Source organism: Stenotrophomonas sp. 10L48 (assembly GCF_056395105.1).
This window is the reverse complement of record NZ_JBFTIX010000003.1, coordinates 234,912-260,428: the sequence shown is the minus strand read 5'-3', so window position 1 is coordinate 260,428 and position 25,517 is coordinate 234,912. Positions and strand designations below refer to the sequence as shown.

The window sequence follows — 25,517 nt, the reverse complement described above, 5'->3', positions numbered from 1 at the left end:
GTTCGTTGTGTCGCGTTTGGCTCGTTGCGATGGGGCAGATCCGCCCCGCCGTCCTGCCATGCCGATTCACAACAGAAGGATTCGTGTATGAAGCGACACACGCAACGCTCCGCGCCACCGCGCTCTGCGCGCTTGGCCCTGGCCACTGCCCTGGTACTCGGCAGCCTGGCCGTTACCGCCCAGGCGCAACAGGCCGACCCACTGGCGGGTATCCAGTGGCATCTGCTCAATACCGGGCAGACGGTGCCGGCCGATACGCTGCCGGTGGCCGGCAACGATCTCAACGTCGATGGCCTGTTCCGCAATGGCATCCGTGGCCAGGGCGTGGTGATCGGCATCGTCGATGACGGCCTGCAGATCGCCCACCCGGACCTGGCCGCGAACGTGGCGGCGGTAGCGGGCAAGAACTTCGCCAACGGCTCCAACAATCCCACGCCGTCCAATCCCGATGCTGACAACCACGGCACGATGGTGGGCGGCATCGCCGGTGCGGTGGGCGCCAACAACCTGGGCGTGCGTGGCGTGGCCCCGGCGGCAACGCTGAAGGGCTTCAACGTGCTGGCCTCCAATGCGCAGGGCAACCAGCAGAGCAACATCGAATACGCCTGGTGGGATGGCGCCGAGTCGGCCGATGTGCAGGTGTTCAACAACAGCTGGGGCGCTGGCCCGGGCAACCCCAACCTGCCAGTGGCCTACAGCCAGAACACGGTGAGTTCGTACGAGCAGGCACTGTCGGGCACGCGCGGTGGCCGCGGCGGCATCTACGTGAAGTCAGCCGGCAACAACTTCAACAACGCCTCGATCAGCCAGACCCAGGACGTCTGCACCACCGATACCAAGAACCGCAACACCGGCTGTGTGCCGGCTGGCCGCGATCCACGCAACAACCTGTTCAACGTGATCACCGTGGGTGCGGTGCGCGCCGATGGCGTGCGTTCGTCGTACTCGTCCACCGGTTCGGCACTGTGGGTGTCGGCCTTTGGTGGCGAGTACGGCCTGCAGGCGCAGTACGCACCGAACCTGGTGGCACGTGCGTACGATCCGGCCATCGTCACCACCGACGTGACCGGCTGCACGCAGGGCAGCAACAAGAACACCAACCGCCAGAACACGCTGGACAGCAACCTGTCGGCGATCGACAGCACCTGCAACTACACCGCGAAGATGAACGGTACGTCGGCGTCGGCGCCGATGGTGTCGGGCGTGGCGGCGCTGGTGCTGGAGGCCAACCCGAACCTGTCCTACCGCGATGTGAAATACATCCTCGCCACCACGGCCACCCGCAACCATCCGAACCAACCGGCGGTGACGCTGGCCGACGGCCGCACGCTGGTGCCGGGCTGGACGGTGAATGCAGCAAACCGCGCTTACAGCAACTGGTACGGCTTCGGTGTGGTCAACGCGGCGCGCGCCGTGCAGGTCGCCGAGAACTTCCAGTCGCTGGGCCCGCTGCTGGATACGGGTTGGCGCACCACCACGCGCACGGTGGCCATCGGCAACACCTCCGCCGCCGCCGCGCGGTTGACCTTCCAGCTGGCCAATGGCGCACGCAACATCGAGTCGGTGCAGCTGGGCTTCCGGGTGAACCACAGCAATACCCGCCAGCTGCAGTTCGTGCTTGTTTCGCCCAGTGGTACGCGCAGCGTGGTGCAGCCGGCCTTCACCGCCATCGGTTCGGGTACCAATGGCGTGCAGCGCAACTTCACCAACTGGGATCTGCTGTCCAGCAATGCCTTCCTGGATGAAAGTGCCACCGGCACCTGGACGCTGGAAGTGACCGACATGGGGCAGGCCGCGAATGCTGCATCGCGCGGCAACCTCGAATTCTTCAAGATCCGCGTTCTGGGGCACTGATGATGAAAACGACCATTCTGTTGAGCACGCTCGCCTTCGCGGCGATGACCTCCCCTGCCTGGGCACAGAGCTCGGGGCAGACCCCACCGGCACGGAGCCTGTCCACCGTGGATGCACAGGAACTGAAAGCTTCGGCCACCGGCCGTTCGTTCGACGTGGGCGGCACGCGTTTCCAGCTGTCCCCGTCGACCACGGTGCAGCAGGCTGCGGGCGGCCAGTTCCGGATCACGCCGCAGGCAGCGGCCACCACCAGTTCGCGCAGCAAGCGTTCGCTGGATGGCGCGGCAGCAGCCGGCGCTGATGCCGGCGCCGGCAAGTTCGCCGCTGCGGTGTCCAACGATGGTGCGCCAGTGGTGGCGACCTCGCGGGTGAAGGTGTTCTTTACCGATGCGGCATCTGCACAGCGCGCGGCAAAGGCCACGGGCGGCACCGTGGTGAAGGTGTCCAGGGCTGCCGGTCTGGCCATCGTGGAATACCCGTCGGTGAACGCGGCGCTGGATGCGAGCACCCGGCTGCTGTCGACTGCGGGCGTGCGCGCGGCCGAGCCGGACGTGGTGCAGTGGGAAGAGAAGAAGTGATCTAGGGCGTTGCGTGGTGCCCCCGGCCGGTTGGCTCTCCTGGCTGGCCGGGGGATTGGCGAGCGGGAGGGCGTGCCGACCAACGGTCGGCATGCACCAGATTCCCAATGTCGGCACCCGCCAGAATCAGGATGTCGGCACCCATCAGATTCATTCATCGCGTGTCGACCAAGGTCGACACCTACCAGGGCGATGCGTCGTTCAGCGTGCGGCGACGCTCGCGCTGTGCGGCAGCTTGCACGCCGCCAACGCTTCACTGCCTGCGGCCGGATGTTCCGGCTCCAGCAGCAACCGCTGCACGTCCGAGAACAGCTGCTCCACCGGCATGCCGTAGGGCGCGAACAGGCGCAGGCGACCTTGGCGGTCGAACACGTAGCCGCCGGCGATGTGGCTCATCGTGTAGGTGTCCGGCAGCTGTCCGGGCTCTTTCTCGTAGAACGCCTTGAAGTCGCTGGCCATCGCCGACAGCTGTGCCTCGTCACCGACCAGTGCCATCGCCTTCGGGTCGAACGCGTGCACATAGGTGTGCGCGACTTCGGGGGTATCGCGCGCCGGATCGACGCTGACGAATACCACCTGAAGCTGGTCTGCATCCTTGCCCATCAGGTGCTTGACCTGGCTCAGTTCGACCATGGTGGTCGGGCACACGTCCGGGCAGCTGGTGAAGCCGAAGAACAGGTAGGTCACCTGCCCCTGCAGGTCCTTCGGGCCACGCAGGGTGCCGGCGCTGTCAGGCATGGTCCAGTGCTGGCCCAGTTCCTCGCAGGCGATGTCCTTGGAATAGAAATCCATGCGCGACTGCGCGCTGCAGCCGGCCAGCAGGCCGAGTGCGAAGCCTGCGGCAAGCAGCGGCAGGCGCAGGGAACGAACAACGGAAGCAACACGCATCACGGGTACCACCAACACGAGGTGGGCGCGGTCTCGGTCAGGCCTGCCCTGGGGGAAGAGAGGGCTGAGGTGCCAGGGCGATCGCGCACTCCTTGCCGATCGCCCCGGCCACGGTCAGTTGATCATCATGTGGTAGTGCATGCTCCAGATGATCCAGATCGACAACGCGACCACGATGAACAGGATCACCAGGGTGAACACGAAGCTGGCGAGGTTCCAGCCACCTTCGGACTTGCGGTCCATGTGCAGGAAGTACACCAGCTGCACCAGGATCTGCGCGACCGCGAAGCCGACCAGCAGGAACAGGGTGACCGGCCGCGACAGCACCGGGTTCATCACCAGCGCGAACGGCACCACCGTCAGCAACGCGCACAGCACGAAGCCGATCAGGTAGGACTTGGTGGAACCGTGCGCATTGCCGGCGCGCGAGGTTTCGACGTGGGCCATGTCAGAAGGCTCCGATCAGGTAGACGAAGGTGAAGACGCAGATCCACACCAGGTCCAGGAAGTGCCAGAACAGGCTCAGGCAGGACACGCGGGTGATGTTGGTCGGGGTGAGGCCGCGGCGATACACCTGGTGCATCACCACCGCCATCCAGATCAGGCCGCTGGCCACGTGCAGGCCGTGGGTGGCAACCAGGGCGAAGAACGCCGACAGGTAGGCACTGGTGCTGGGACCGGCACCTTCATGGAGGAGGTGCGAGAACTCGTACAGCTCCATGCCGATGAACGAGGCACCGAGCACGAAGGTCACGCCCAGCCAGCGCAGCACCGCCGCCTTGTCCAGGCGGTGCATGGCCAGCACGGCCTGGCCATAGGTGATGCTGGACACCAGCAGGATGAAGGTCTCGGCCATCACGAACGGCAGCGAGAACAGTTCCTTGCCGGTCGGGCCGCCGGCGTAGGCGGTGCTGAGCACCGCGTACGAGGCGAACAGCGAGCCGAACAGCACCAGGTCGGACATGAGGTATACCCACATGCCGAACACCTTCATGCCGCCCTGGTCGTGGGCGTGATCGTGCTCGTGATGGTCGTCGTGGACCAGCACATCGCTGTCCAGTTGCGGACGGGTCAACAGGTTCATGCGCCTGCCTCCTGCAGCTTGGCGTGGTTGGCCGCTTCGGTACGCGCCACCTCTTCGGAGCTGACGTAGTAATCCACGTCCTCGTTGTAGGAGCGCGCGATCAGGGTGGCGATCATCGCGATGAAGCTGGCACCGGCCATCCACCAGATGTGCCACACCAGGGCGAAGCACAGCACCAGGATCCAGACGTTGAGGATCAGCGGCACACCGGTGTTCTTCGGCATGTGGATCGGTGCGTACTTCTTCGGCGGCGGCGGCAGGCCGCGTTTCTTCGCTTCGTGGAAGGCGTCCAGCTCATCGGTCTTGGGCACCACGGCGAAGTTGTAGAACGGCGGCGGCGACGGCGTGGCCCATTCCAGCGTGCGTGCATTCCACGGGTCGCCGGTGAGGTCGAGGTTGCGCTTGCGGTCGCGCACGCTGACGTAGATCTGCACCAGCATCAGGATGATGCCCGCGAACACGAACAGCGCACCGATGAAGGCGGCGATCAGGTACGGCGTCCATGCCGGGTTGTCGTACTGGTTCATGCGCCGGGTCATGCCCATGAAGCCCAGCATGTACAGCGGCATGAAGGCCAGGTAGAAGCCGATCACCCAGCAGGCGAAGGACCACTTGCCCAGGCGCTCGTTGAGGGTGAAGCCGAACACCTTCGGGAACCAGTAGACGAAGCCGGCCAGGTAGCCGAACAGCGCACCGCCGATGATGGTGTTGTGGAAGTGCGCGACCAGGAACAGGCTGTTGTGCAGCAGGAAGTCCGCGCCCGGGATGGCCAGCAGCACGCCGGTCATGCCACCGATGGTGAAGGTGACCAGGAAGGCGATGGTCCACAGCATCGGCACGCTGAACTCCACGCGGCCGCCGTACATGGTGAACAGCCAGGTGAAGATTTTCACGCCGGTGGGGATGGCGATGATCATCGTCATGATGCCGAAGAAGGCATTGACGCTGGCACCGGAGCCCATGGTGAAGAAGTGGTGCAGCCAGACGATGAAGGACAGGATGCCGATCGCCAGGGTGGCGCCGACCATCGACTTGTAGCCGAACAGCTTCTTGCGCGAGAAGGTGGCGGTCACTTCAGAGAAGATGCCGAACGCCGGCAGCACCAGGATGTACACCTCCGGGTGGCCCCAGGCCCACACCAGGTTCACGTACATCATCGGGTTGCCACCCAACGTGTTGGTGTAGAAGTTGAAGTCCAGGTAGCGGTCCAGGGTGAGCGCACCCAGGGCTACGGTCAGGATCGGGAAGGCGGCGATGATGATCACGCTGGTGACCAGCACGGTCCAGGTGAACACCGGCATCTTCATCAGCGTCATGCCCGGCGCACGCATGCGCAGGATGGTGATGAACAGGTTGACGCCGGTCAGCAGGGTACCGATGCCGGAGGCCTGCAACGCCCAGATGTAGTAATCGACACCGACCCCGGGACTGAACTCGATGCCCGACAGCGGCGGATAGGCGACCCAGCCGGTCATCGCGAATTCGCCAACACCCAGCGAGATCATCATCAGCGCAGCGCCGACCACGAAGATCCAGAAGCTGAAGGCGTTGAGGAACGGGAACGCCATGTCGCGCGCGCCGATCTGCAGCGGCACGATGATGTTCATCAGGCCGACCACAAACGGGGTGGCCACGAAGAAGATCATGATCACGCCGTGCGCGGTGAAGATCTGGTCGTAGTGTTCCGGTGGCAGGAAGCCATCGCTGCCCGGCCCGGCGGCCGCCAGCTGTGCGCGCATCATCAGTGCATCGGCGAAGCCGCGCACCAGCATGACCAGCGCGACGACCACATACATGATGCCGATCTTCTTGTGGTCCACCGTGGTGAACCAGTCGCGCCAGAGCACGCCCCACAGCTTGAAATAGCTCACCGCGCCGAGCAGCGCGAGGCCGCCCAGCACCATGGCCGCCAACGTGACCACGACGATCGGCTCGTGCAGCGGCACGGCCTCCCACGTCAATTTACCCAACATGTTCGTTACTCCTGGGAAACCTGGGCACCGCCGGCAGCGCCCGCCGGGGTTGCAGCAGCGGTGTTCTCACCGACGCCGATGAACTGGTCGATGACCTTCTTGAACAGCAGCGGTTCGACGCTGGAGAAGTGCTGCACCGGCGCGTTCTTCGACGGTGCGGCCAGCGCCTTGAACTGCTCGAAGCTGAGCGCATCCGGCGCGCTGCGCACCTCGGCCACCCAGCGATCGAAGTCTTCGTTGCTGCTGGCGGTGGCGATGAACTTCATGTTCGAGAAGCCATGGCCGCTGTAGTTGCCGGACATGCCACGGAACTGGCCGGGTTCGTTGGCGATCAGGTGCAGCTGCGTGCGCATGCCGGCCATCGCGTAGATCTGTCCACCCAGCTGCGGGATGAAGAAGGTGTTCATCGTCGAGTTGGAGGTGATGTTGAACGCCAGCGCGCGGTTGGCCGGGAAGTTGAGCTGGTTGACGGTGGCGATGCCCAGGTCCGGGTACACGAACACCCACTTCCAGTCGGTGGCGATCACGTCCACGTGCAGCGGTTCGCCGGCCACGTCCAGCGGCTTGTACGGATCGAGCTCGTGGGTGGACTTCCACACGATCACCGCCAGCACCGCGATGATCAGCAACGGCACGCCCCAGACCACGACTTCCACCTTGGTGGAGTGCGACCAGTCCGGCGTGTACTTCGCCTTGGTATTGCCGGCGCGGAAGCGCCAGGCGAACACGAAGGTCAGCACGATGGCCGGCACGACGACGATCAGCATCAGGCCGATGCAGATCAGGATCAGGTCGCGCTGTGCGATCCCGACCATGCCCTTCGAATCCAGCAGCACCCAATCGCAGCCCGTCAGGGCAATGCAGGCCAGGGCGACCAGCGCCAGGCGGATGCGGTTCCAGCAGATATTCATTGGTGGTCAACCCTGTTGAAGATGCGCGCTTGACCGGCTCGCCTGCGCGCAGCGCCCGGGCGTGGAGCGGCTACACTGTGGGTACGAGGTCGCCTACAAACAGGCGAGCCACTCCAATCAAGCCCATACAAGATACAGCATTGTATGGACTTGTGCATCTGCACGTATGGAAAAATCCGACCGATGACGCCTCCTGCTGCCGGCCGCCGCCTGAAACACCCCAACCGGACCTGGGTCCGCCCCTTCCGTGAGGGCGCAGGACCGCTGTACCTGCAGATCGCCCAGCAGGTGCGCGAGGCGGTGGACGATGGCGTGCTGCGGCCGGGCGATCGCCTGCCGCCGCAGCGCGACCTGGCCCAGCAGGTGGGGGTGGACCTGACCACGGTCACCCGCGCCTTCGCCGAACTGCGCCAGGCCGGCCTGCTGGACGCGCAGGGCGCGGGCGGCACCTTCATTGCGATGTCCGCCGGCAACCGCAGCACCTCGGTCGACCTGAGCATGAACATCCCGCCGCTGCTGGGCAGCGCGCCGTTCGCACAGGGCATGGAGGCCGGGTTCCAGCACCTGGGCCAGCAGCTGGGCCAGGGCGAGCTGATGAGCTACCACGTCGGTGCCGGCAGCCGCGACGACCGCGCTGCGGCCGTGCAATGGCTGGCGCCGGTGCTCGGCCCGGTGGGCGCCGAGCGGGTGGTGATCTGCCCCGGCGCGCAGACTGCGCTGTGCGCACTGATCCTGGCCCGCACCCAGCCGGGCGAACTGATCGCCGCCGAGCAGTTGACCTACCCGGGCCTGCTGGCCGCTGCGCGCGTGCTGCAGCGGGGCGTGGTGCCGGTGGCGATGGACGCCGAGGGCATGCTGCCCGATGCCCTGGACGAAGCCTGCCAGCAGCGCCGGCCGCGCCTGCTGTACCTGGTGCCGACCATCCAGAACCCGACCACGGCGACGATGTCGGCGCAGCGCCGGCAGGCCCTGCTGGCGGTGGCACGGCGGCACGAACTGACCGTGGTCGAGGACGATCCCTACTGGCTGCTGGCCGGCGATGCCGCCCCGCCGCTGGCCGCGCTGGCCGACGGTGGCTGCCCGGTCTACTACATCTCCACCCTGTCCAAGTGCCTGGCCCCCGGCCTGCGCACGGCCTACCTGGTGGTGCCGGGCGGCGAGCCGATGGAGCCGGTGCTGGACGCCCTGCGTGCGATCGCGCTGATGCCCACCCAGTCGATGGTCGCCGTGGCCTCGCACTGGATCCGCACCGGCCAGGCGCAGGCGATGGTGCAACGCTTCCAGCAGGAACTGCGCGAGCGCCAGGCCATTGCTGCCCGCTACCTGCCCGCCCGCCGCCGGGCCCACCCGGCCGGCCTGCATGTGTGGCTGCCGTTGCCGCCGCGGCTGGACCAGTACCGGCTGATCCAGGCGGCACAGGAACAGGGCCTGGGCATTGCCAGCTCCGATGCCTTCAGCGTGGAGGAACCGCCACCGGGCAACGCCATTCGCCTGTCGCTGGGCGGTGCGGTGGACCAGGAGGCACTGGCCGGCGCGCTGGCCAAGCTGAACGAGATCCTGTCCGAGGCGCCCGACGCGCGGCATTCGGCGATCGTCTGAGCCATCCCGTGGGCCATGCCCATACAAGATGATATCTTGTATGCAATGTATGGACGGAGGATGTGCCGCAGATGGCCGCCGACAAACTGAAGTTCCACCTGGTGATGGCCGGCTGCGGCGGGTTCGTCGTGCTGATGCTGGCCGCCCTGGCCTGGGTCTGCCTGCAACCGCAGACCGTGGATGTGCAGGCCGCCGAGCGCCACGCCATTGAACAGTGCCTGCACCGCAGCGAGGACGCGGCGCGCAGCGAGATTCAACGCCGCGCCCAGGCCGACTCCTGCCGCGAGATGCGCAAGCAGTACGTGCACAAGTTCGGCGCGGACGGCTCTTGATGGGCGCAGCCGCGCCGCGCCCACGCCGTTCGATGCTGCCGGTGATGATCGCCCTCGCCTGCCTGTTCATGGCCGGCGTGGCGGCGGCACTGTGGCAGTACTTCGGCTATGGCGAGCAGTCCACGTTCGCCGAACAGGCCATCGTCTTCGATGACTCGCAGCTGCGGTTGCCGGCGGAACTGGCCGGTAACACCGGCCGCATCCGCGTGGTGCATTTCTGGGACCCGGCCTGCGGCGTGTGCAACCGCGAAACCGGTGCCCACCTCAGCTACCTGATCAGCATGTATCGCCGCGCCGGCATCGACTTCTATGCCATCCGCCGCCCCGGCACCCAGGGTGAACTGCCTGAGCCGCTGCGCAGCAAGGTGATCACCCTGCCGACCATCGACGGCATCGGGAACATTCCGGCCAGCCCGGCGGTGGCGATCTGGGACCGCCAGGGCCGCCTTGCCTATGCCGGCCCGTACAGCATCGGCATGGTCTGCAATTCGGCCAACAGCTTCGTCGAACCGTTGCTGGACAAACTGGTGCGCGGGGAAACCGTGCGCCCGAAAGGACTGCTTGCCGTGGGCTGCTATTGCCCCTGGCAGGCCCAGCGCTGAGGACGCGCGATGACATCACCGACGCTGGCTGGCGCAGCCGCCACAAACAACAACGGCGGTCACCTGTCCGAACCGACCGATGGTTATGGACAGGCTCCCGCCGTTGGAAGCAACGATACGCCCCGACATCCTCCGTACATGCCGCGACCCGATGTCGCAGGGCCTGGCATTGCAGGGCTGGGCTGGGTGCAGGACGTGCACGTGCACAGCGGCCCGATCTACCTGCGCATCGTCAACACGCTGGAACGCACCATCAATCGCGGTGGCCTGGCGCCCGGGCAACGGCTGCCCTCGCAGCGCGCGTTGGCACAGCAGCTGGGCGTGGACCTGACCACGGTGACCCGTGCGTTCGATGAAGCGCGCAAGCGTGGACTGATCGAAGCACGTGGGCCACAGGGCAGCTTCATCGCGCCGCCCAAGGCCGGTTTTGATCAGGCCGTGGATCTCAGCATGAACGTGCCACCGGTACCCGACGCCGATGCACTGGCGGAAATGCTGCGTCGAGGCGCAGCGGCGGTGCTTGCGCGCAGCAATGCGCCGAACCTGATGACCTATCACCTGGGCGGTGGCAACCCGACCGACCGCCACGCGGCGGCGCGCTGGCTGCAGCCGATGCTGGGCACGGTGGACGATGCTCGCCTGCTGCTGACCGAAGGCGCGCAGGTGGCACTGGCGGCGATCCTGCTCAGCCAGGGGCGCGAGGGCGATGCGATCCTCTGCGATCGGCTGGTGTATCCGGGTCTGCTGCAGGCCGCCGCCGCACTGGGACGGCGGCTGGTCACGGTGGAGGGCGACGAATACGGCATGTGCCCGGAGGCGCTGGCCCGCCGGGCGCGGGAATGTGGCGCGCGATTGGTCTACCTCAACCCCACCTGCCAGAACCCGACGGCGCTGACCGTGCCCACCACGCGGCGCGAAGCGCTGGCGCGCGTGCTGGAGCGCGAAGGCCTGCTGGCGATCGAGGACGATCCGTACTGGCACCTGGCCGTCACCGCGCCCATTCCGCTGGCGACGCTGGCACCGCGACACGTGTTCCATGTGGCCACGCTTTCAAAGGTGATCAGCCCTGGCCTGCGTACCGCGTTCGTGCAATGCCCGGGCGCCGCCCATGCCGAGGCGATGGCCACCGCACTGCGTGCCACGCGGTTGATGGGCCATCCGCTGGTATCCGCGCTGGCCAGCCAGCTGCTGCTGGATGGCTCGGCGCAGGCGCTGCTGGCGCAGGTACGCGAGGAAGCGCGCGAGCGCACGCGGATGGCGCGGTATCTGCTGGCGCCCTCGTTGCTGGAGCGCGCCGATGGGCTGCATGCGTGGTGCCGGGTGCCAGCGCCGTGGACCGACGCCACGCTGGTGCGTACGGCGCAGCTGCAGGGCCTGGCGATCGCGCCTTCATCGGCGTTCTGTCCGCCGGGCGCGCCGTTCGCGAGCGGGGTGCGGCTGTCGTTGGGATTGGCTGCGGACCGGCGGCAACTGGAAAACGCGCTGCGGCGGATCGATCGGTTGTTGTTGTCCGATGCGTTGCCGGCGATTGACCGGTAGTGGAAGGGCATCCACGCATGGCGTGGATCTACTGGGCCTGTTCCGGTAGATGCCAACCTTGGTTGGCAATGCCCGTTCACGCCATGCGTGGATGGGTGTTGCATCTGGTCGTGCCGGCCGCTGGCCGGCAACGGCATGCACACTACGGTCATGAGGTTGCCGGCCAGCGGCCGGCACTACCCCAGCGCGGCCAACGCCTGCACCAGCGCATCCATCTGCGCGGGGCGGGTGAACACCGATGGTGTCACCCGCACGCAGGCGCCGGAGTCCAGGCCATCGCGATGGGTGGTGAATATCCGATGTTCATCCAGCAGCCGTTTCTGCAGCGCCAGGTTGTCTTCCACCGAGGCATGGCCACGCAGGCGGAAGCTGGCCAATGCACTGGCCAACGCCGGATCCGGCGACGACAGCACCTCGATATGCGCCATCTGCCGCGCCGCCACCGTCCAGCGCTCACGCAGGTAGCGCAGCCGCGCCTGCTTGTTCGCTGCGCCGATGCGCTGATGCAGCGCGATGGCCTCCGGCAGCGCCAGATAGGCGGCGAAGTTGACCGTGCCGGTGTGCACGCGACTGCCCACGCGGCCGTCGTCGGTCTCGCCCATGTACGGATCCAGGTCGGCCACGCGTCCTTTGCGCACGTACATCGCGCCCACGCCCACCGGTGCGCCGATCCACTTGTGCAGGTTGATGCCAACGAAATCGGCCTTCAGGTCCGGCACCGCGTAGTCGATCTGGCCAAAGCCATGTGCGGCATCGACAATCACATCGATGCCGCGCGCCCGCGCACGTTCGGCGAGCTCGGCCACCGGCAGCACCAGCCCATGGCGGTGGCTGACCTGGGTCAGCAGTACCAGTTTCAGGCGCGGCAGGCGCGCGAACGCCTCATCGTAGGCCTGCAGGATCTGCTCATGGGTGGGCACCACCGGCAGTGCGATGCGCTCGACCTGCACGCCACGACGCTGCTGCAGCCAACGCATCGCGTTGATCATGCTGTCGTAGTCGATGTCGGCGTACAGCACCTGGTCGCCCGCGGCCAACCGGTTGTAGCCGCCGATCAGCGCGAGCATCGCTTCGGTGGCGCCACGGGTCAGCGCGATCTCGTCGGCGCCGACGCCAAGCATGTCGGCCACCTGCCGATGCACGGCCAGGTACTGCGCCGGGAACGCGTGGCGACCGTACCAGGCATTGCCCCGGTTCACTTCGGCGGTATGCCGCTGGTAGCTGGCCAGGGTCTGCTTGCCCATCGCACCCCAGTAGCCGTTCTCCAGGTGGTTCACTTCATCGGTGATGTCGAAGTGGCTGGCGACGGCGGCCCAGTACGACTCGTCACGGGCCAGCACATCCGGCGTCGTGGAAGGTGCAGGAATGTCCATCGGCACAGCGTAGCGCGCGGCCGCCGGAGCAGCCAGCGCGGCAAGCGCCGCACTGGCCGGCAGCAGCGCGCCGGCACGCAGCAGGGAACGGCGGCGGCTGTCCATCAGAAGGTCAGCCGGTACTGCGCGTACACGTTGGCGCCGTCGGTGTCGTACGGCGCGTTGCGCGAATAGATCAGGCCGCGGCTGGCCTGGAAGGTGGCTTCATCCGGGTAGCGGTCGAACACGTTGTCGGCGCCCACGCGCAGGCTGTGGTGTTCGTTGATGCGATAGCCCACGGCCAGGTCGAGGAAGGTCATCGCACCGAATTGCTGGTAGATATCGCCGGTGGCATTGCCGGTGGAGTCGGTCCACTTGCCGTAATAGCGCACGCGTGCCATCAACGACCACGCGCCGACGTCCCAGCTGCCGGTGAAGCTGCCCTTGTGCTCGGGCAGGCGGTCTTCGAACAGCACGCGCTGGGTCTCGTTGGTGGCCACCGAGGTGCTGCCGTTGTCGACGCGGGTCTGGTTGTAGTTGTAAGCCAGGGTCAGCGTCATCCGCCCTGCGCCGAGGTCGCGCAGGTAGTTGCCGACCACATCCACGCCGGTGGTGGTGGTGTCGAAATCGTTGGTGAAGTAGTTCACCGAGGTATAGCCCAGCGGGTTCGGCGTGCCGGCCGGAATGGCGAAGCTGGCCGACTGGCTGAAGCGGTCGCTGAGCGTGATCCGGTAGACATCGACCGACCCGGACAGGCCCAGGTCGGTGCGCCAGGTCAGGCCCAGCGAGGCCGTACGCGATTCTTCCGGGGTGAGCGGCTTGGCATCCAGCAGCTGCGCCAACGGATCGCTGGGCGACAGGCGGCCGCTGGTGAAGATCTGCAGCGTGCGCGTGTCCAGGCCCTGGGTGGTGCTGGTGGTGTTGAGCTGGGCCGGCGTGGGCGCGCGGAAGCCGGTGGAGAGCGTGCCGCGCAGCGCCACGTCCGGGGTGATCGCTAAACGTGCCGACAGCTTGCCATCCACCGTGCTGCCGAAGCTGGAGAAGTCTTCATAGCGACCGGCCGCGCCGATGCTCCAACGCTCGCCCAGCGGTACTTCCATGTCCACGTAGGCGGCCTTGCTGCGCTGGCTCCACTGCCCGGCCTGGCTGGCCGAGAAGCCCGGCGCGCCGTTGGAATTGGCTTCCAGGCCCGCCGCAGCGCCACGGCCCACCGCATACGAGGCCGGGTCGCCGGCGCGCACCTGGTAGGTCTCCTGGCGGAATTCGGCGCCGAAGGCGACGTTGACCGGCTTCGACAGCGCAGCCACGTCCCATTCGTAGTTGAAGTCCGCATTGGCGTTCTTCTCGGTCTGGGTCAGCCGGCCGAGGTCGAAGGAGGTCGGGCTGTCCGGGCCCAGCGAGGCGTTGATGGAGTTGTCCAGGCTGTAGTCGATGGCATTGCGGCCATACGAGGCGCTCAGGTCCCAGCGCAGCTTGGGCGTGATCTCACCCCGCAGGCCCGCGACCAGCTGCAGGTCGTTCTGGGTGTTGCCGTACTGCGGGCTGAAGCCCACCGGATACAGCGAGCGCAGGTTCCAGCCCGGGAAGATGCTGGTCGTACGGTACGCGCCGGTGGTGGTATCGGGGTTGCGCCAGTTGAAATCGCTGACGCCGTCGCTGTGGCTGTACAGGCCGAAGGCATACAACTCCAGGGTGTCGCTGGCATTGGCCTTCAGGTTGAAGCCCACGCGGCGGCTTTCCAGCTCCGGCTGGCCCCAGCGCTGCACCGGGTTGGGCACGTCCAGTTCGGGATGCGCGGCCTGGAAGGCGATGGCGTCGGGACGCTGGCGCGTGCGTGAGGTCGCGTCGGAGTTGGACGATTCGGCGAACAGGGCGAGGCTGCCGTAGTCACCCAGCGCCCAGCCGGTGCGCGCACTGAAGTCGCGCGAGCCGCCATCGCCCTGCGCGTACTGCGAATAGCCCGCAGTGATCTCGGTGCCCGGGCTGTCCTCCAGGATGATGTTGATGACACCGGCGATGGCATCCGAGCCGTACTGCGCCGACGCCCCATCGCGCAACACTTCGATGCGCTTGATGGCGCTGGTCGGAATCTGCGCCAGGTCGGCAGCCTGTGCGCCGCGGTTGCCAAGCAAGGCACTGCGATGGAAGCGGCGGCCGTTGACCAGCACCAGCGTCTGGTCCGGCGACAGGCCACGCAGCGTGGCCGGGCGCACGAACACCTGGCCATCGGCCATCGGCAGGCGCTGCACCACGAACGAAGGCACCAGCTGCGCCAACACGTCCTTCAGGTCGGTGGAGTCGACCGACTGGATGTCCTGCTTGGTGAACACGTCCACCGGCGCCAGGGTTTCAAACTGGGTGCGGTTGGAGGCACGGGTACCGGTGACCAGCATCGCATCGAGCTGGGTGGGCGCAGCGGCGTTGCCACTGCTGCTGGTGTCTGCCGTTCCGGCATCTGCAGCGATCGCGCCTCCTGCGCTGACCAGACCAAGGGCGAGGAGGATGGAACGCGACAGCTTCGAACGATGCACGGCAGGACTCCGGGAAGGCACGACAGGGCCAGGTGGGACCTGGACAAGGCGCGCAGTCTCGGGGCGGGATGTGAAGCAGCGATGACGTGGAGACGACAGTTGCGACCGCTGGAGGTGCAGCCGCCGCCCATGCCGGGCTCTGCGCTATGCGGTGTCGTCGTCGAAGCCGAAGACGGCGGGCCGCGCCGTGCGCAGCGGGATGACCAGCGCGATCGCGAAAACGAACAGGAAAGGCGCGGAGAGGATGGCAGTGTCCTCGGTTCCGAAGGCAATCAGGTTCACCTGCAGTTGGCCGATCCACTCAAGGTCCATGAGCACCAGTACAAGGCCACCGATGGTCGGGCACGGCAGGCCGCCATGGCCTGCCATCAACAACGTGGGCGCCAGCAGTGCTGCCAGCAATGAGAACATCACCCGGTACAGCCAGGGGTCCCCGCGCCAGCGCGGTGCCCGCCGCCACATGAGCACCAGCAGCGCCAGTGGCAGCAGCGCCGGCAGCAGGGCAATCGCAATGATCATCACCATGCGGCGATCTGCGCGGTCTGGCTGATAGCGGTGACTTCCGGCATGTCCCTGGCCTCGATCGTGTCCATGAAGACCGCATTGTTGCCGGTGCAACGGCAAACGCAAAGCCCTGCCGGCGCAAGAACTGCTAAGCGCCCCACCCCGTCGATCCGGTACGCTGCCCGGCATTCGAACGAGGGACAGCGCGATGAGCGCAGCCGGCAAAGCGTTGTGGTACATCGAAAGCCATGCCGACAAGCCGCTGGCGCTGGCCGACATCGCGGCAGCCGCCGGACTGTCGCCCTTCCACCTGTCACGCCTGTTCCAGGCCCGCACCGGCACGTCGGTGGTGCGCTACCTGCGCGGACGCCGCCTGACCGCCGCCGCGCAACAGCTGGCCAACGGTGCCGGCGACATCCTGCAGGTGGCGTTGGCAGCCGGTTACAGCACGCATGCCGCGTTCACCCGTGCCTTCTGCGAGCAGTTCGGGCAGACCCCGGAGCGCGTGCGCGAGCGGGGCCTGCAGGAACTGGCACTGGTGCACGCGATCCGCCTCGACGACGCGCCACAGGCCTGCACCGAGGCGCCCAGGCTGATCGACTGCACGCCCTTCCAGGTGGCCGGCATCGGCATGCGCCACAGTCGCGACAGCGGCGGTGCGATTCCCGGGCAGTGGGCGCAGCTCAACCGCGAATGGCCAACACCGGCGCCGGTCAGTTTCGGTGTGTGCTGCAGCAGCGACGACGAGGGTGGCTTCGACTACATCGCAGCCTTGCCGGTGAATGCACTGCCATCGGTGCCTGCACACTGGCAGCGGGTGGATGTGCCTGCGCGCCGTTACCTGGTGGCCTGGCATGGCGGCCATATCTCCACCATCCGCTCGACCTGGTTCTGGCTGCTGGACCAGTACCTGCCGGCAAGCGACCTCCACCTGGCCAACGCGCCGGATCTTGAACGCTACGACACCCGCTTCGACGAGCATACCGGCCATGGCGGCGTGGAGATCTGGCTGCCGGTCGATCACCGCCCTGACTGACCCGGAGAAACCAATGATGCGCGCGACACGATGGATGCTGCCCCTGCTGTTGGCTGCTCTGGCGCCGGTGGCGATGGCGGCCGCTCCCACCATTGCCGGTGAACGTCATGGCGTGACAACGCTGAAAAGCGCGGCGATCCGCGATAGTGCGCAGCGCGAGGTGCTGCGCTTCACCGCGTGGTACCCGGCAATGCCAGGCAGCGAAGAGACGCCGCTGACCATCGGGCCACCGGATGCGCCGCTGTTCGAGGTGGGGCGCGCGGCGAAGGATGCCCCCATTGCCGGCGGGCGCCTGCCAACCCTGTTGCTGTCGCATGGCAATGGCGGCACCGCGAGCATGATGGGGTGGCTGGGCACCGCGCTGGCGCGGTCTGGCTACCTGGTGATCGCCGTGGACCACCCCGGCAACAACGGCGCCGATGAGATGACGCTGGCCGGCAGCGTGCTGACCTGGCTGCGCGCCGACGACCTGAAGGCGGCGCTGGCGGCCGTGCAGGCCGACCCGCAGCTGGGGCCACATGTTGATGCGTCGCGGCTGGGCGTGGTGGGTTATTCCGCTGGCGGCTTCACCGCACTGCTCAGCGCCGGCGCACGGCCGGACATGACGCGGCTGCTGGCGTTCTGCCAGGCGCACCCGGACGACGGCGTGTGCAGGCCGCAGCAGGAAGCGGCCGCGCATACGATGGCGGCGCGTCTTGCGGCGGCGGCGTCACCACAACTGCAACCGTACGTGCAGCATGCACAGGATGATCGTTCGATTGCCGGCGTGCGCGCGGTGTTCGTGCTGGCGCCCGCCATCGTGCAGGCGTTTGCACCGGAGCAGCTGAAGGCGTTGCGGCAGCCGGTGATGATCGTGCTGGGTTCAGCGGATGAAGTGGCGCCGCCGGTGACCAACGGTGATGTGGCGGCGGCGCTGATTCCGAAAGCAACGCTGCACGCGCTGCCCGGTGTCGGCCACTACGATTTCCTGTCTGCCTGCACGCCGCTGGCAAATGAGCGGCTGCAGGCGCTGTGCATGACTGCGGTACCGAAGGAGCAGACGCATGCGGTGGCGGTGGAAGACGCGGTGCGCTTCTTCGGGGAGGCCTTGCGCTGAAGACAGTCGAGCACGGCTCGATGCCACGGCTGGCAACAACGATTCGTTGCACAGGTGATGACGCGGCGCAAAGGTGCGCGGGACTACACTGCACCCAGCGCTCCACGGAGGATCGATCATGCGCCTGTTGCATCTTTCTCTGCCGGTATCCGATGTTGCCAGCGTCGCCACGTACTTCCGCGACGTGCTGCAGCTGGAGGTGGCCGGCGACCAGGTCCGCATTGGCTGGAGCACGATCCAGCTGCAACCGGCGAATGGCCGTCCGGTAGGCGGCGTGCACCTTGCCTTCAATGTGCCGGACAACCGCTTCGCCGAGGCCATGAGCTGGCTGCGCGCACGCACGCCGTTGCAATGCAATCCGGAAGGGCTGGACTACTTCGCACTGGAAAGCAGCTGGCAGTCGCAGTCGGTGTATTTCACCGGACCCGATGGCCTGATCCTGGAACTGATCGGCCGCAGGCGCTTGCCGGCCAGCGACCGCACTGGCGCCTTCCATGGCAGCGAACTGACCTGCCTGAGCGAGGTCGGCCTGCCCAGCCATGATGTCGATGCGGTGCGCGAACAATCCAACCAACGCTTCGGCCTGCGGCCGATCAGCCCGCCGTCGCCCCAGTTCGCGCCGATGGGCGATGACGAGGGCCTGCTGATCGTGGTCGCTGCCGATCGCCGTTGGTTCCCCGAGCAGAAGGACCTGCCCAACGCGCAGGGCCTGCAGCTGCAGGTGGCCGATGTGAGCGGCAGCGGCGAGCTGCACGATGCCGCGCTGGGCTGGCGGGTGCAGGCGGCCTGAGTTACCAGCTGCCCGAGGCGCCACCGCCTCCGCTGCGGCCGCCACCACCGGACCAGTCGCTGGAACTGCTCGAGGACGAACTGGACGACGAGGTGCTGGACGAGGAGCGGTAGCCTCTGGGCGCCCCCCGGCCGCCGCGGGCTTTTTCGCCGGGCAGCAGAGTGAACACCCAGATGAAGTACAGGAACAGCGTGCCCATGCTGGACACGATCGTCGCCAGCACGCGGGCGTTCTCGTCGCCGGCACGGTCGATGGCCAGCAGCGCGCCCAGCGCATAGCCACCGGTCAGCAGCACCAGCACCACCAAGCGGATGGCGAAGCTGTTGCGCTTCTTCCGCCAACGCGCGCGACCGGCCTGCACCAGGAAGAACACCAGCATGGCGGCGATGCCGACCGCCAGGTTCAGCAGCGTGTGCAGCGCAAGGCTGGGCGGCAACTGGCCGCGTACCAGCATCACCGCGAAGAAGCCGGTGCTGACGGCCAGCATGCCGTACAGCACGATGCGTACGCCGCCGCTGCGACGCCAGCACCAGCCCAGCAGGGTTGCCACCGGTACGGCGGGCAGCAGCACGAAGACCAACGCCGGCAGCACATGGCGCGGCAGCAGCAGCGACGCAGAAAGCCCTCCCGCGGCGATCACCGCCGTCACCAGCAGCGGCCTGCCCCAGGCAGGCAATGTCGGCCACGTTGACCTGGGCACCGCCGCATTGGCTGCCAGTGCCTTGCGCCGCCGCTCGCGGCGGTTACCGGTGAAATCGGCTTCGGTCCTGGTCGCCAGCAGACGCGGTGGCGATCGCCACAGACCGGCCAGGAAGCCCGCCAACAACGTCAGCGCGACGACCGAATCCCCCGTGCGCCAGTCCGCGGGCAACACGTTGCGTGCCGACGGATCTTCCCAGGGCGGCATTTCCTCACCATCGACCAGCGCCACCAGCACCGCGGTGCCGTCCAGCACGCCCTGGTCCAGGTCTCCCTCGCGCAGCCGCGGCACGATCGCCTTGTCGATGATGCGCGCGGCATACGCATCAGGAATGGTGCCTTCCAGGCCATAACCGGTCTGGATGCGTACGCGCCGATCCTGCACCGCCACCAGCAGCAGCACGCCATCATCGACGCCGGCGCGGCCCAGCTGCCATTGGTCGAAGACCCGCTGCGCATAGGCTTCGATGCCTTCCTCGCCAACGCTGGGCACCACCAGCACCTGCAGCTGCGCGCCCTTGCGTGCCTGCAGCTGCAATGCCTGCTCGCGCAGCGCGGCGCGGGTGCTGGCGGACAGCGCATTGGCGGTGTCCACCACCGGGTCATTCAACGCTGGGACCGGGGCTGCCGCCAGCGCCAGCAGCGGCAGCAGGCAGAGCAGCAGCACAAGCCACGCCCACGGCTTGGCAACGCGCGCCTGCGGCACCGGGCTCATGTGCCCTGCCCTGCCTCGATCCGCGCATACAGCGCCTGCAGCCGGGCAGCGTTCTGCGCGAACACCTGCAGGTCCGCGTCGACCAGTGCCGGCCAGTCCGGTGCATGTCCCAGCAACTGCGCCACCTGTTCCTGCGGTGCGCGATCAAAGCCCTCGCCCAGCACGGTCAGATAGCGCTGGCGGAAACCCTCCGGGTCCTGCTGGTCCTGCACATACAGCTGCACCGCCAGCAGGCCGGCGTAGAGATAGTTGACCAGGTACTGCGGGTCCTCGTACATCAGGCGCTTGCTGATCCAGTTACTGCGCAGCTGCGGGTAGCGTTGCGGCTGCTGGCCATAGCGCGCCAGCACCTGGCCGGTGAGCGCATCCAGATCGTCGGCGGTGCCCAGGGTGTTGCCAGCCACGCCCTGGTAGATCGACTGCTCCAGCTGCGCTTCCTCGGAGGAGGTGAACAGCTGCATCACCATGTCATCCAGCAGCGATTTCAGGTAGTACGCCTTGGCGCGAGGATCCTGTGCCTGCTGGTACAGCTGGTCACGGAAACGCAGTTCGTTGTAGATGGCAAAGGCTTCGGTCAGCCACGCACTGCCATTGCGCTGCAACGGCGAGGCATGGCCGCGTTGCATCCATTGCCCGTGCACGGCATGCCCGGCTTCATGGGCGATCTCCACGTCGCTCTCCAGATCCCCGCTGCGCAGCCCCACGAACAACAGCGACGGCATGTCCGGAGCAACTACCTGGAACGCGTCGTGGCTGCGGCTGCCCAGCACGGTGGCCAGGTCCATGCGCTTGTGCGCAGGGTCCAGCAGCGCGCGCAGCTCGGCGACATACTCAGGCCCCAGGTGCTGCATGGCATCGGCGGCGGTATCGCGCAGCTGCTCAAGCGTCAGCACCGGTGGTGTATAGCCGGCATCCGGCACGGTGGTATCCCAGACCTGCGGCGACGTGATGCCGCTGCGCCCAGCATGCTGCAGCAGCATGTCCTGGTAGGCACGACGGTCTGCCGCGTGGCGCTCGATCGCTGCCAGCGTCGCGTCGACGGTCGCCGTATCCATGCCCATGCGGCGGTAGCCACGTGCGGTGGCCGAGCCGTCTCCCTGCAGGCGCGCGGCGGCGTCATTCACCTGCGCCAGGCCCAGCAGCACCGAAGCCATCGGCTCGCGGCGCGACTGCAGGCCCTGCCAGTATCCCTTCCAGCCGGCCTCACGCAGCGTACGGTCGGAGTGCTGGGCCAGCGCCTGCTTGTCAGCGCCGGTATCCCAGCTGCGGCCAGCCCCCTCGACGCGCGGAAATGCGGCGCTGTGGAAGATCTGCCGATGCAGGCGCGCGAAGGTATCCAGCGCCGGGTCGGCCAGCGTATCCACGGCATCATCCAGCTGCGCATTGGCCGGCGCCGCACCTTCCTGCAGCGCACGGTCGCGCAGGAACCGGTAGGACGCCAACCAGGGTGCATCCGCCGGTGCCTCACGCAGGGCGGCCCTGCCAGCGCGGGCGATACGGCTGCACAGCCCCATCACCTGGTCCAGCGCCTGCGCCGGGCGACGATCGCGTGCGTTGCGGGCAGCCTGCAGATGCAGATACGCATGGTGGCGCAGGCACTGCGCCTGCAGCGCTTCGGCCTGGCGGAAGCGCGTGGACGGCTCGCTCGCCGTGGCGCCCTGCAACGCCTCAACGCGCTCGCCCAGGGCAATGCGTGCCGTCTGTTCGGCGGCGGCGCTGGGAAAGTAGGCGCGATCGTCAGCGTGCAGCGATTGCGCGTGGGCGCCGAGGGACGTGGTCATCGCCCACAGCGTGGCGATGACCAGGGTAACGGTGGTGGTGCGCATCCTGCGGGCCTGCATCGGCGTCTCCGTGCCTTGAACGAGCTTGGAGCCTAGCAGCCGCCGACGGTGCGCGCCTGTCCCGATCGGGCCTCAGATCGACTCGTCTTCGCGCTTGACCAGCGTCCAGCACGGCCTCTGCGCGAAGGTATAGGTCTGCTGGTCGCTGCTGTCCGGTGTGCGGATCTGCACCTGCATCTGCCCGTCAGCCACGGCCGTCACCTGCATCTGCCGGCCCTGCCCGGCCAACCCTGCCGGATCAGGCATCACCGGCCATTCGACATCGGCCAATGCCAGCGGGCGTTGCACTGTGCGCGGCTCAGGCTCGGCGCCGGCGTCGACGTAGCTGTCCAGCAGCGGATCGGCCGTGGCCTTTTCCTGCAGGGTGATCTCGTTGCCGAAGTGCTTCAGGAAGGTGTCGAACGCGGGATGGGGACACGCTGCGGTCGCCACTGCGGGCGCGGGTGCGGGCGCCGGCTCCACCGCCGTCGCTGTGCTGGCAGGTGCCGCTGCAGGAGCCGGGGCTTCAGCCGGCGCGGGCTGCGGCGCAGGCGTGCAGGCGGACAGCACAAGGCCAAGGGCGGGTGCCAGCAGCACAAGGGAACGGCGGGGTTTCATGGGATCGTCCTGATTCCGGTTTGGTCGCGTCATCCTACCCTGCCGCCTACAATCGCGGTTTTCCGCCTGTCCGAGATGCCCATGCGCCGCCTCCTGCTCCTGATCGGCCTGCTGCTGCCTGCCCTGTGGCCAGCCATGGCGATGGGCGTCGACGTCCGCGACGGCGACCTGCTGTTCGTCACCGCCGGCCATGGCGGCCTGAGTGCGGCCATCGACGATGCGACCGGAAAACAGGGCGCGCCGAGTTTCGACCATGTCGCGCTGGTGGCTTCCGCACCGCAGGGCTGGGAGGTGCTGCACGCCGATGAGAAGGGCTCGCGCCGGCAGACGCTGGAACAGTTCCGCGAGGACGCGAAAGGCAAGCAGCGGCAGATCGTGGTCTATCGCCTGCGTGCGCCGCCGGACAATGCCATCGCCGATGCCGTGGCCACCGCGCGCACGATGCTGGGCAAACCGTACAACACTGCCTACGTGTTGAACGACGACAGTTACTACTGCTCGGATTTCATCGAGCGCGCGTTCCGTGCGCACCATGTGTTCGCACTGCAGCCGATGAACTTCCGCAACCCGCAGACCGGTGAGATCTCCCGGCACTGGGTTGATCTGTATCGCGGCATGGGCATGGAGGTGCCGCAGGGCCTGCCCGGTACCAACCCCAACGACATGGCTGCAGCACCGGTGCTGCAGCGGATCGGCGTGCTGGAATAAGCGAAGCCCCGCGCGGGGCGGGGCTTCGTCGGTGATGGATGGCGGCTGCCAGGATCACTCTTCCTCGTCCTGCCCGCCCTGCTGCTGGTTCTGGTTGCGCTTCTGCTGCTCCTGCTGCTGTTGCTGCTGCTGGTCGCGGCCGCGCCCCTGCTGCTGATCCTGCTGGTTCTGCTGGCCCTGCTGCTTCTGGTTCGGGTTCTGGTTCTGCTGTGCCATGTCCGATCTCCAAATGCCACGCGCGGAATGCGGTGGACGGGGCCATCGTCGGCAGCGATTGGTTAACCATGCGTTGTGAGCGGGCTACACCCATGTGTACGTGCGTGAATGAACCGGCGCCAGCCCTTGCGGCACAAGCGACTGAAGGATTCATGCGGGTTTGGCATGTCGTCATGCTGCAGCCGGAAACGAACGCATTCAGCGTTCTTGTCCGCCGCGGCGCGCGCAGCGGCGGCCTACGCCCATGGTCCCATTTGCAGCATGCAGGGCCGCCGCCTATCGTCGGAATGACGTCACCCCGGAGATGCGCATGGCCCGCGACACTGCAGCACGCCCCGCCTACGAACAGGCACTGGCCGATTTCAGCATCGAGCGCGGACAGCGACAGTTGCACGGTGACCTGCAGACCGGCATCAACGCCTGCGTGGAGTGCTGCGACCGCCACTGCGGCCGCAATGCGCTGGCGCTGCGCTGGGTGGACGCCCACGGTGCCCTGCATCGGTACACCTTCGAGGACCTGCGCGATGCCTCTGCGCGTGTTGCCCAGGTGCTGGCCGCGCAGGGCATCGGCAAGGGCGATGTGGTGGCCGGCCTGCTGCCGCGTACACCGGACCTGCTGGCGACCATCCTCGGCACCTGGCGGGTGGGTGCGATCTACCAGCCGCTGTTCACTGCGTTCGGCCCCAAGGCCATCGAAACACGGTTGAAAACCGGGCGCACCGCATTGGTGGTGACCGACAGCGCAAACCGCAGCAAGCTGGACGAGGTCGATGGCTGCCCGCCGGTCGCCACCCTCCTGGCACCGGAGCAGACACTACGTGCCGGCGACATCGACTGGACCGCACGCACCGCCGATGCTGCACCTGATTTCGCGCCGGTGATGCTGCGCGGCGATGCGCTGATGGCACTGCTGTCCACCTCCGGCACCACCGGCAGCCCCAAGGGCGTGCCGGTGCCGCTGCGCGCATTGCTGGCCTTTGCCAGTTACATGCAGTTGGCCGTGGACCTGCGCCCAGAGGACGTGTTCTGGAACATCGCCGATCCCGGCTGGGCCTATGGGCTGTATTACGCCGTGATCGGCCCGCTGCTGCTGGGCCAGGCCACCACCTTCAGCGAAGCCGGTTTCAGCGTGCAGGGGCTGAACGACATCGTCGCGCGGCTGGGTGTCACCAATCTTGCCGGCTCGCCCACAGCGTACCGGCAGATCATCGCCGCCGGGCCCGAGGCCAGTGCGGCCATCAACGGCAAGCTGCGGGTGGTGAGCAGCGCCGGCGAACCGCTGAACCCGGAGATCGCCCGTTGGTTCGCCGCCCATCTGGGCACCACGGTGCTCGACCACTACGGCCAGACCGAGACCGGCATGGTGGTCAACAACCACCACGCACTGAACCACGCCGTGCGATCGGGATCATCGGGCTTTGCGATGCCCGGTTACCGCGTGGCGGTACTGGATGATGCCGGCAACGAACTGCCGCCGCGCACGCCCGGCATCCTCGCCATAGACCTGCAGCAGTCGCCGATCATGTGGTTCACCGGCTACTACGGTGCCGACACACCGGCGCTGGGCGATCGCTACTACCTCACCGGTGATTCGGTGGAATGCGAGGACGACGGCTCGATCAGTTTCATCGGTCGCTCGGACGACCTGATCACCTCCTCGGGCTATCGCATCGGTCCATTCGATGTGGAGAGCGTGCTGATGGAACACCCTGCGGTGGCGGAAACGGCGGTGATCGGCGTACCCGATCCAGAGCGCACCGAGATCGTCAAGGCGTTCGTGATCCTGCGCGCGGGGTTCAGCGGCAGCGACACGCTGGCCCAGGAACTGCAGCAGCATGTGCGACGCCGGCTGTCCGCCCATGCGTACCCGCGCCAAATGGCGTTCGTGACGGAACTACCGAAGACGCCCAGCGGCAAGCTGCAGCGCTTCCTGCTGCGCAAGGCCGAGATCGAGAAGCAGGCGGCGGCTGGCTGAGGGTCTCCGGGGTCAGAGCCCTTCCTTCGAAAGGGATCTGACCCCGGGTCGGATCCTCTCCAGCGGAGAGGTTCTGACCCCACATGACCCCGTGCTT

General features: G+C 67.1%; 23 protein-coding genes. 11 read left to right on the top strand and 12 right to left on the bottom strand.

Going from position 1 to position 25,517, the window contains the following annotated elements; genetic code table 11:
* Window positions 1–87 precede the first annotated feature (87 nt).
* A complete protein-coding gene (locus tag AC1DCU_RS06675; protein WP_025877415.1) occupies window positions 88–1,854 on the top strand; it encodes a S8 family serine peptidase in 1,767 nt (588 codons plus the stop codon).
* The gene (locus tag AC1DCU_RS06670) at window positions 1,854–2,432 is read left to right on the top strand and encodes a S8 family serine peptidase (RefSeq protein WP_032976910.1); all 579 of its coding nucleotides are present in this window, start codon (window positions 1,854–1,856) and stop codon (window positions 2,430–2,432) included. Before AC1DCU_RS06675 ends, AC1DCU_RS06670 begins: the two co-directional genes overlap by 1 nt.
* Window positions 2,433–2,633: 201 nt before the next feature.
* Here AC1DCU_RS06670 and AC1DCU_RS06665 read toward each other — a convergent pair whose 3' ends face one another.
* The 5 genes from AC1DCU_RS06665 to cyoA all read right to left on the bottom strand — a co-directional run bounded on the left by AC1DCU_RS06665 (window position 2,634) and on the right by cyoA (window position 7,288).
* Window positions 2,634–3,320, bottom strand: coding sequence for an SCO family protein (locus tag AC1DCU_RS06665; protein ID WP_309908322.1), 687 nt, complete (start codon window positions 3,318–3,320; stop codon window positions 2,634–2,636).
* A 114-nt stretch (window positions 3,321–3,434) separates the two neighbouring features.
* Window positions 3,435–3,767 (bottom strand): cytochrome o ubiquinol oxidase subunit IV, encoded by a 333-nt coding sequence (cyoD, locus tag AC1DCU_RS06660; protein WP_025877422.1) that lies wholly within the window; start codon window positions 3,765–3,767, stop codon window positions 3,435–3,437.
* Window position 3,768: 1 nt separating this feature from the next.
* Window positions 3,769–4,404 (bottom strand): cytochrome o ubiquinol oxidase subunit III, encoded by a 636-nt coding sequence (gene cyoC / locus AC1DCU_RS06655; RefSeq protein ID WP_442251447.1) that lies wholly within the window; start codon window positions 4,402–4,404, stop codon window positions 3,769–3,771.
* Complete coding sequence (gene cyoB / locus AC1DCU_RS06650) at window positions 4,401–6,377, bottom strand: cytochrome o ubiquinol oxidase subunit I (RefSeq protein ID WP_442251448.1); 1,977 nt, start codon at window positions 6,375–6,377, stop codon at window positions 4,401–4,403. Before cyoB ends, cyoC begins: the two co-directional genes overlap by 4 nt.
* Window positions 6,378–6,382: 5 nt before the next feature.
* Window positions 6,383–7,288: a ubiquinol oxidase subunit II gene (gene cyoA, locus AC1DCU_RS06645; protein WP_025877429.1), complete on the bottom strand. Its 906-nt coding sequence runs from the start codon at window positions 7,286–7,288 to the stop codon at window positions 6,383–6,385.
* A 183-nt stretch (window positions 7,289–7,471) separates the two neighbouring features.
* Between cyoA and AC1DCU_RS06640 the strand changes: the two genes are divergently transcribed.
* The 4 genes from AC1DCU_RS06640 (at window position 7,472) to AC1DCU_RS06625 (ending at window position 11,360) form a co-directional block, all read left to right on the top strand.
* Window positions 7,472–8,887 carry an aminotransferase-like domain-containing protein gene (locus AC1DCU_RS06640; protein WP_312963502.1) on the top strand — a complete coding sequence of 472 codons (1,416 nt, stop codon included), beginning with the start codon at window positions 7,472–7,474 and terminating at the stop codon, window positions 8,885–8,887.
* A 71-nt stretch (window positions 8,888–8,958) separates the two neighbouring features.
* Window positions 8,959–9,219 carry a hypothetical protein gene (locus AC1DCU_RS06635; protein WP_032976966.1) on the top strand — a complete coding sequence of 87 codons (261 nt, stop codon included), beginning with the start codon at window positions 8,959–8,961 and terminating at the stop codon, window positions 9,217–9,219.
* Entirely contained in the window at window positions 9,219–9,821 is a 603-nt protein-coding gene (locus tag AC1DCU_RS06630) for a DUF6436 domain-containing protein (RefSeq protein ID WP_312965720.1), read from the top strand. Before AC1DCU_RS06635 ends, AC1DCU_RS06630 begins: the two co-directional genes overlap by 1 nt.
* Window positions 9,822–9,830: 9 nt before the next feature.
* Window positions 9,831–11,360: an aminotransferase-like domain-containing protein gene (locus AC1DCU_RS06625; RefSeq protein ID WP_312965719.1), complete on the top strand. Its 1,530-nt coding sequence runs from the start codon at window positions 9,831–9,833 to the stop codon at window positions 11,358–11,360.
* Window positions 11,361–11,536: 176 nt separating this feature from the next.
* Here AC1DCU_RS06625 and AC1DCU_RS06620 read toward each other — a convergent pair whose 3' ends face one another.
* From AC1DCU_RS06620 to AC1DCU_RS06610, 3 genes are all read right to left on the bottom strand, one after another.
* A complete protein-coding gene (locus AC1DCU_RS06620) occupies window positions 11,537–12,838 on the bottom strand; it encodes an aminotransferase class V-fold PLP-dependent enzyme (RefSeq protein ID WP_312962753.1) in 1,302 nt (433 codons plus the stop codon).
* On the bottom strand, window positions 12,838–15,243 hold the full coding sequence (locus tag AC1DCU_RS06615; RefSeq protein ID WP_312962751.1) for a TonB-dependent receptor domain-containing protein: 2,406 nt from the start codon (window positions 15,241–15,243) through the stop codon (window positions 12,838–12,840). The genes AC1DCU_RS06620 and AC1DCU_RS06615 overlap by 1 nt, the downstream gene beginning before the upstream one ends.
* 144 nt (window positions 15,244–15,387) lie before the next feature.
* Window positions 15,388–15,768 (bottom strand): hypothetical protein, encoded by a 381-nt coding sequence (locus tag AC1DCU_RS06610; protein WP_032976897.1) that lies wholly within the window; start codon window positions 15,766–15,768, stop codon window positions 15,388–15,390.
* 187 nt (window positions 15,769–15,955) lie between these two features.
* Here AC1DCU_RS06610 and AC1DCU_RS06605 point away from each other — a divergent pair, with 187 nt between their 5' ends.
* The 3 genes from AC1DCU_RS06605 (at window position 15,956) to AC1DCU_RS06595 (ending at window position 18,669) form a co-directional block, all read left to right on the top strand.
* On the top strand, window positions 15,956–16,783 hold the full coding sequence (locus tag AC1DCU_RS06605) for an AraC family transcriptional regulator (RefSeq protein WP_032976895.1): 828 nt from the start codon (window positions 15,956–15,958) through the stop codon (window positions 16,781–16,783).
* A gap of 34 nt (window positions 16,784–16,817) precedes the next feature.
* Window positions 16,818–17,879 carry an alpha/beta hydrolase family protein gene (locus AC1DCU_RS06600; protein ID WP_442251336.1) on the top strand — a complete coding sequence of 354 codons (1,062 nt, stop codon included), beginning with the start codon at window positions 16,818–16,820 and terminating at the stop codon, window positions 17,877–17,879.
* Between the two features lie 118 nt (window positions 17,880–17,997).
* The gene (locus AC1DCU_RS06595) at window positions 17,998–18,669 is read left to right on the top strand and encodes a VOC family protein (protein ID WP_312962745.1); all 672 of its coding nucleotides are present in this window, start codon (window positions 17,998–18,000) and stop codon (window positions 18,667–18,669) included.
* A 1-nt stretch (window position 18,670) separates the two neighbouring features.
* Here AC1DCU_RS06595 and AC1DCU_RS06590 read toward each other — a convergent pair whose 3' ends face one another.
* The 3 genes from AC1DCU_RS06590 to AC1DCU_RS06580 all read right to left on the bottom strand — a co-directional run bounded on the left by AC1DCU_RS06590 (window position 18,671) and on the right by AC1DCU_RS06580 (window position 22,521).
* The gene (locus AC1DCU_RS06590; protein WP_478013580.1) at window positions 18,671–20,083 is read right to left on the bottom strand and encodes a TPM domain-containing protein; all 1,413 of its coding nucleotides are present in this window, start codon (window positions 20,081–20,083) and stop codon (window positions 18,671–18,673) included.
* Window positions 20,080–21,924, bottom strand: a complete 1,845-nt coding sequence (locus tag AC1DCU_RS06585; protein ID WP_312962741.1) for a M3 family metallopeptidase — start codon at window positions 21,922–21,924, stop codon at window positions 20,080–20,082. The genes AC1DCU_RS06590 and AC1DCU_RS06585 overlap by 4 nt, the downstream gene beginning before the upstream one ends.
* Window positions 21,925–21,996: 72 nt before the next feature.
* On the bottom strand, window positions 21,997–22,521 hold the full coding sequence (locus AC1DCU_RS06580) for a hypothetical protein (RefSeq protein WP_032976888.1): 525 nt from the start codon (window positions 22,519–22,521) through the stop codon (window positions 21,997–21,999).
* A gap of 81 nt (window positions 22,522–22,602) precedes the next feature.
* Here AC1DCU_RS06580 and AC1DCU_RS06575 point away from each other — a divergent pair, with 81 nt between their 5' ends.
* Complete coding sequence (locus AC1DCU_RS06575) at window positions 22,603–23,229, top strand: YiiX/YebB-like N1pC/P60 family cysteine hydrolase (RefSeq protein ID WP_032976963.1); 627 nt, start codon at window positions 22,603–22,605, stop codon at window positions 23,227–23,229.
* Between the two features lie 54 nt (window positions 23,230–23,283).
* On the opposite strand, the gene AC1DCU_RS06570 is transcribed toward AC1DCU_RS06575, so the two are convergent.
* On the bottom strand, window positions 23,284–23,445 hold the full coding sequence (locus AC1DCU_RS06570; RefSeq protein ID WP_164745118.1) for a hypothetical protein: 162 nt from the start codon (window positions 23,443–23,445) through the stop codon (window positions 23,284–23,286).
* A 310-nt stretch (window positions 23,446–23,755) separates the two neighbouring features.
* Here AC1DCU_RS06570 and AC1DCU_RS06565 point away from each other — a divergent pair, with 310 nt between their 5' ends.
* A complete protein-coding gene (locus AC1DCU_RS06565) occupies window positions 23,756–25,420 on the top strand; it encodes an AMP-binding protein (protein ID WP_442251331.1) in 1,665 nt (554 codons plus the stop codon).
* Window positions 25,421–25,517: the final 97 nt, after the last annotated feature.

Coding starts and splice junctions, on each gene's coding strand:
- cyoC (WP_442251447.1), bottom strand. CDS start 4,404: ATGAACCTGTTGACCCGTCCGCAACTGGACAGCGATGTGCTGGTCCAC.
- cyoD (WP_025877422.1), bottom strand. CDS start 3,767: ATGGCCCACGTCGAAACCTCGCGCGCCGGCAATGCGCACGGTTCCACC.
- AC1DCU_RS06585 (WP_312962741.1), bottom strand. CDS start 21,924: ATGCAGGCCCGCAGGATGCGCACCACCACCGTTACCCTGGTCATCGCC.
- AC1DCU_RS06675 (WP_025877415.1), top strand. CDS start 88: ATGAAGCGACACACGCAACGCTCCGCGCCACCGCGCTCTGCGCGCTTG.
- AC1DCU_RS06620 (WP_312962753.1), bottom strand. CDS start 12,838: ATGGACAGCCGCCGCCGTTCCCTGCTGCGTGCCGGCGCGCTGCTGCCG.
- AC1DCU_RS06635 (WP_032976966.1), top strand. CDS start 8,959: ATGGCCGCCGACAAACTGAAGTTCCACCTGGTGATGGCCGGCTGCGGC.
- AC1DCU_RS06630 (WP_312965720.1), top strand. CDS start 9,219: ATGGGCGCAGCCGCGCCGCGCCCACGCCGTTCGATGCTGCCGGTGATG.
- AC1DCU_RS06600 (WP_442251336.1), top strand. CDS start 16,818: ATGCTGCCCCTGCTGTTGGCTGCTCTGGCGCCGGTGGCGATGGCGGCC.
- AC1DCU_RS06580 (WP_032976888.1), bottom strand. CDS start 22,521: ATGAAACCCCGCCGTTCCCTTGTGCTGCTGGCACCCGCCCTTGGCCTT.
- AC1DCU_RS06625 (WP_312965719.1), top strand. CDS start 9,831: ATGACATCACCGACGCTGGCTGGCGCAGCCGCCACAAACAACAACGGC.
- AC1DCU_RS06640 (WP_312963502.1), top strand. CDS start 7,472: ATGACGCCTCCTGCTGCCGGCCGCCGCCTGAAACACCCCAACCGGACC.
- cyoA (WP_025877429.1), bottom strand. CDS start 7,288: ATGAATATCTGCTGGAACCGCATCCGCCTGGCGCTGGTCGCCCTGGCC.
- AC1DCU_RS06565 (WP_442251331.1), top strand. CDS start 23,756: ATGGCCCGCGACACTGCAGCACGCCCCGCCTACGAACAGGCACTGGCC.
- AC1DCU_RS06575 (WP_032976963.1), top strand. CDS start 22,603: ATGCGCCGCCTCCTGCTCCTGATCGGCCTGCTGCTGCCTGCCCTGTGG.
- AC1DCU_RS06595 (WP_312962745.1), top strand. CDS start 17,998: ATGCGCCTGTTGCATCTTTCTCTGCCGGTATCCGATGTTGCCAGCGTC.
- cyoB (WP_442251448.1), bottom strand. CDS start 6,377: ATGTTGGGTAAATTGACGTGGGAGGCCGTGCCGCTGCACGAGCCGATC.
- AC1DCU_RS06665 (WP_309908322.1), bottom strand. CDS start 3,320: ATGCGTGTTGCTTCCGTTGTTCGTTCCCTGCGCCTGCCGCTGCTTGCC.
- AC1DCU_RS06605 (WP_032976895.1), top strand. CDS start 15,956: ATGAGCGCAGCCGGCAAAGCGTTGTGGTACATCGAAAGCCATGCCGAC.
- AC1DCU_RS06610 (WP_032976897.1), bottom strand. CDS start 15,768: ATGGTGATGATCATTGCGATTGCCCTGCTGCCGGCGCTGCTGCCACTG.
- AC1DCU_RS06570 (WP_164745118.1), bottom strand. CDS start 23,445: ATGGCACAGCAGAACCAGAACCCGAACCAGAAGCAGCAGGGCCAGCAG.
- AC1DCU_RS06670 (WP_032976910.1), top strand. CDS start 1,854: ATGATGAAAACGACCATTCTGTTGAGCACGCTCGCCTTCGCGGCGATG.
- AC1DCU_RS06590 (WP_478013580.1), bottom strand. CDS start 20,083: ATGAGCCCGGTGCCGCAGGCGCGCGTTGCCAAGCCGTGGGCGTGGCTT.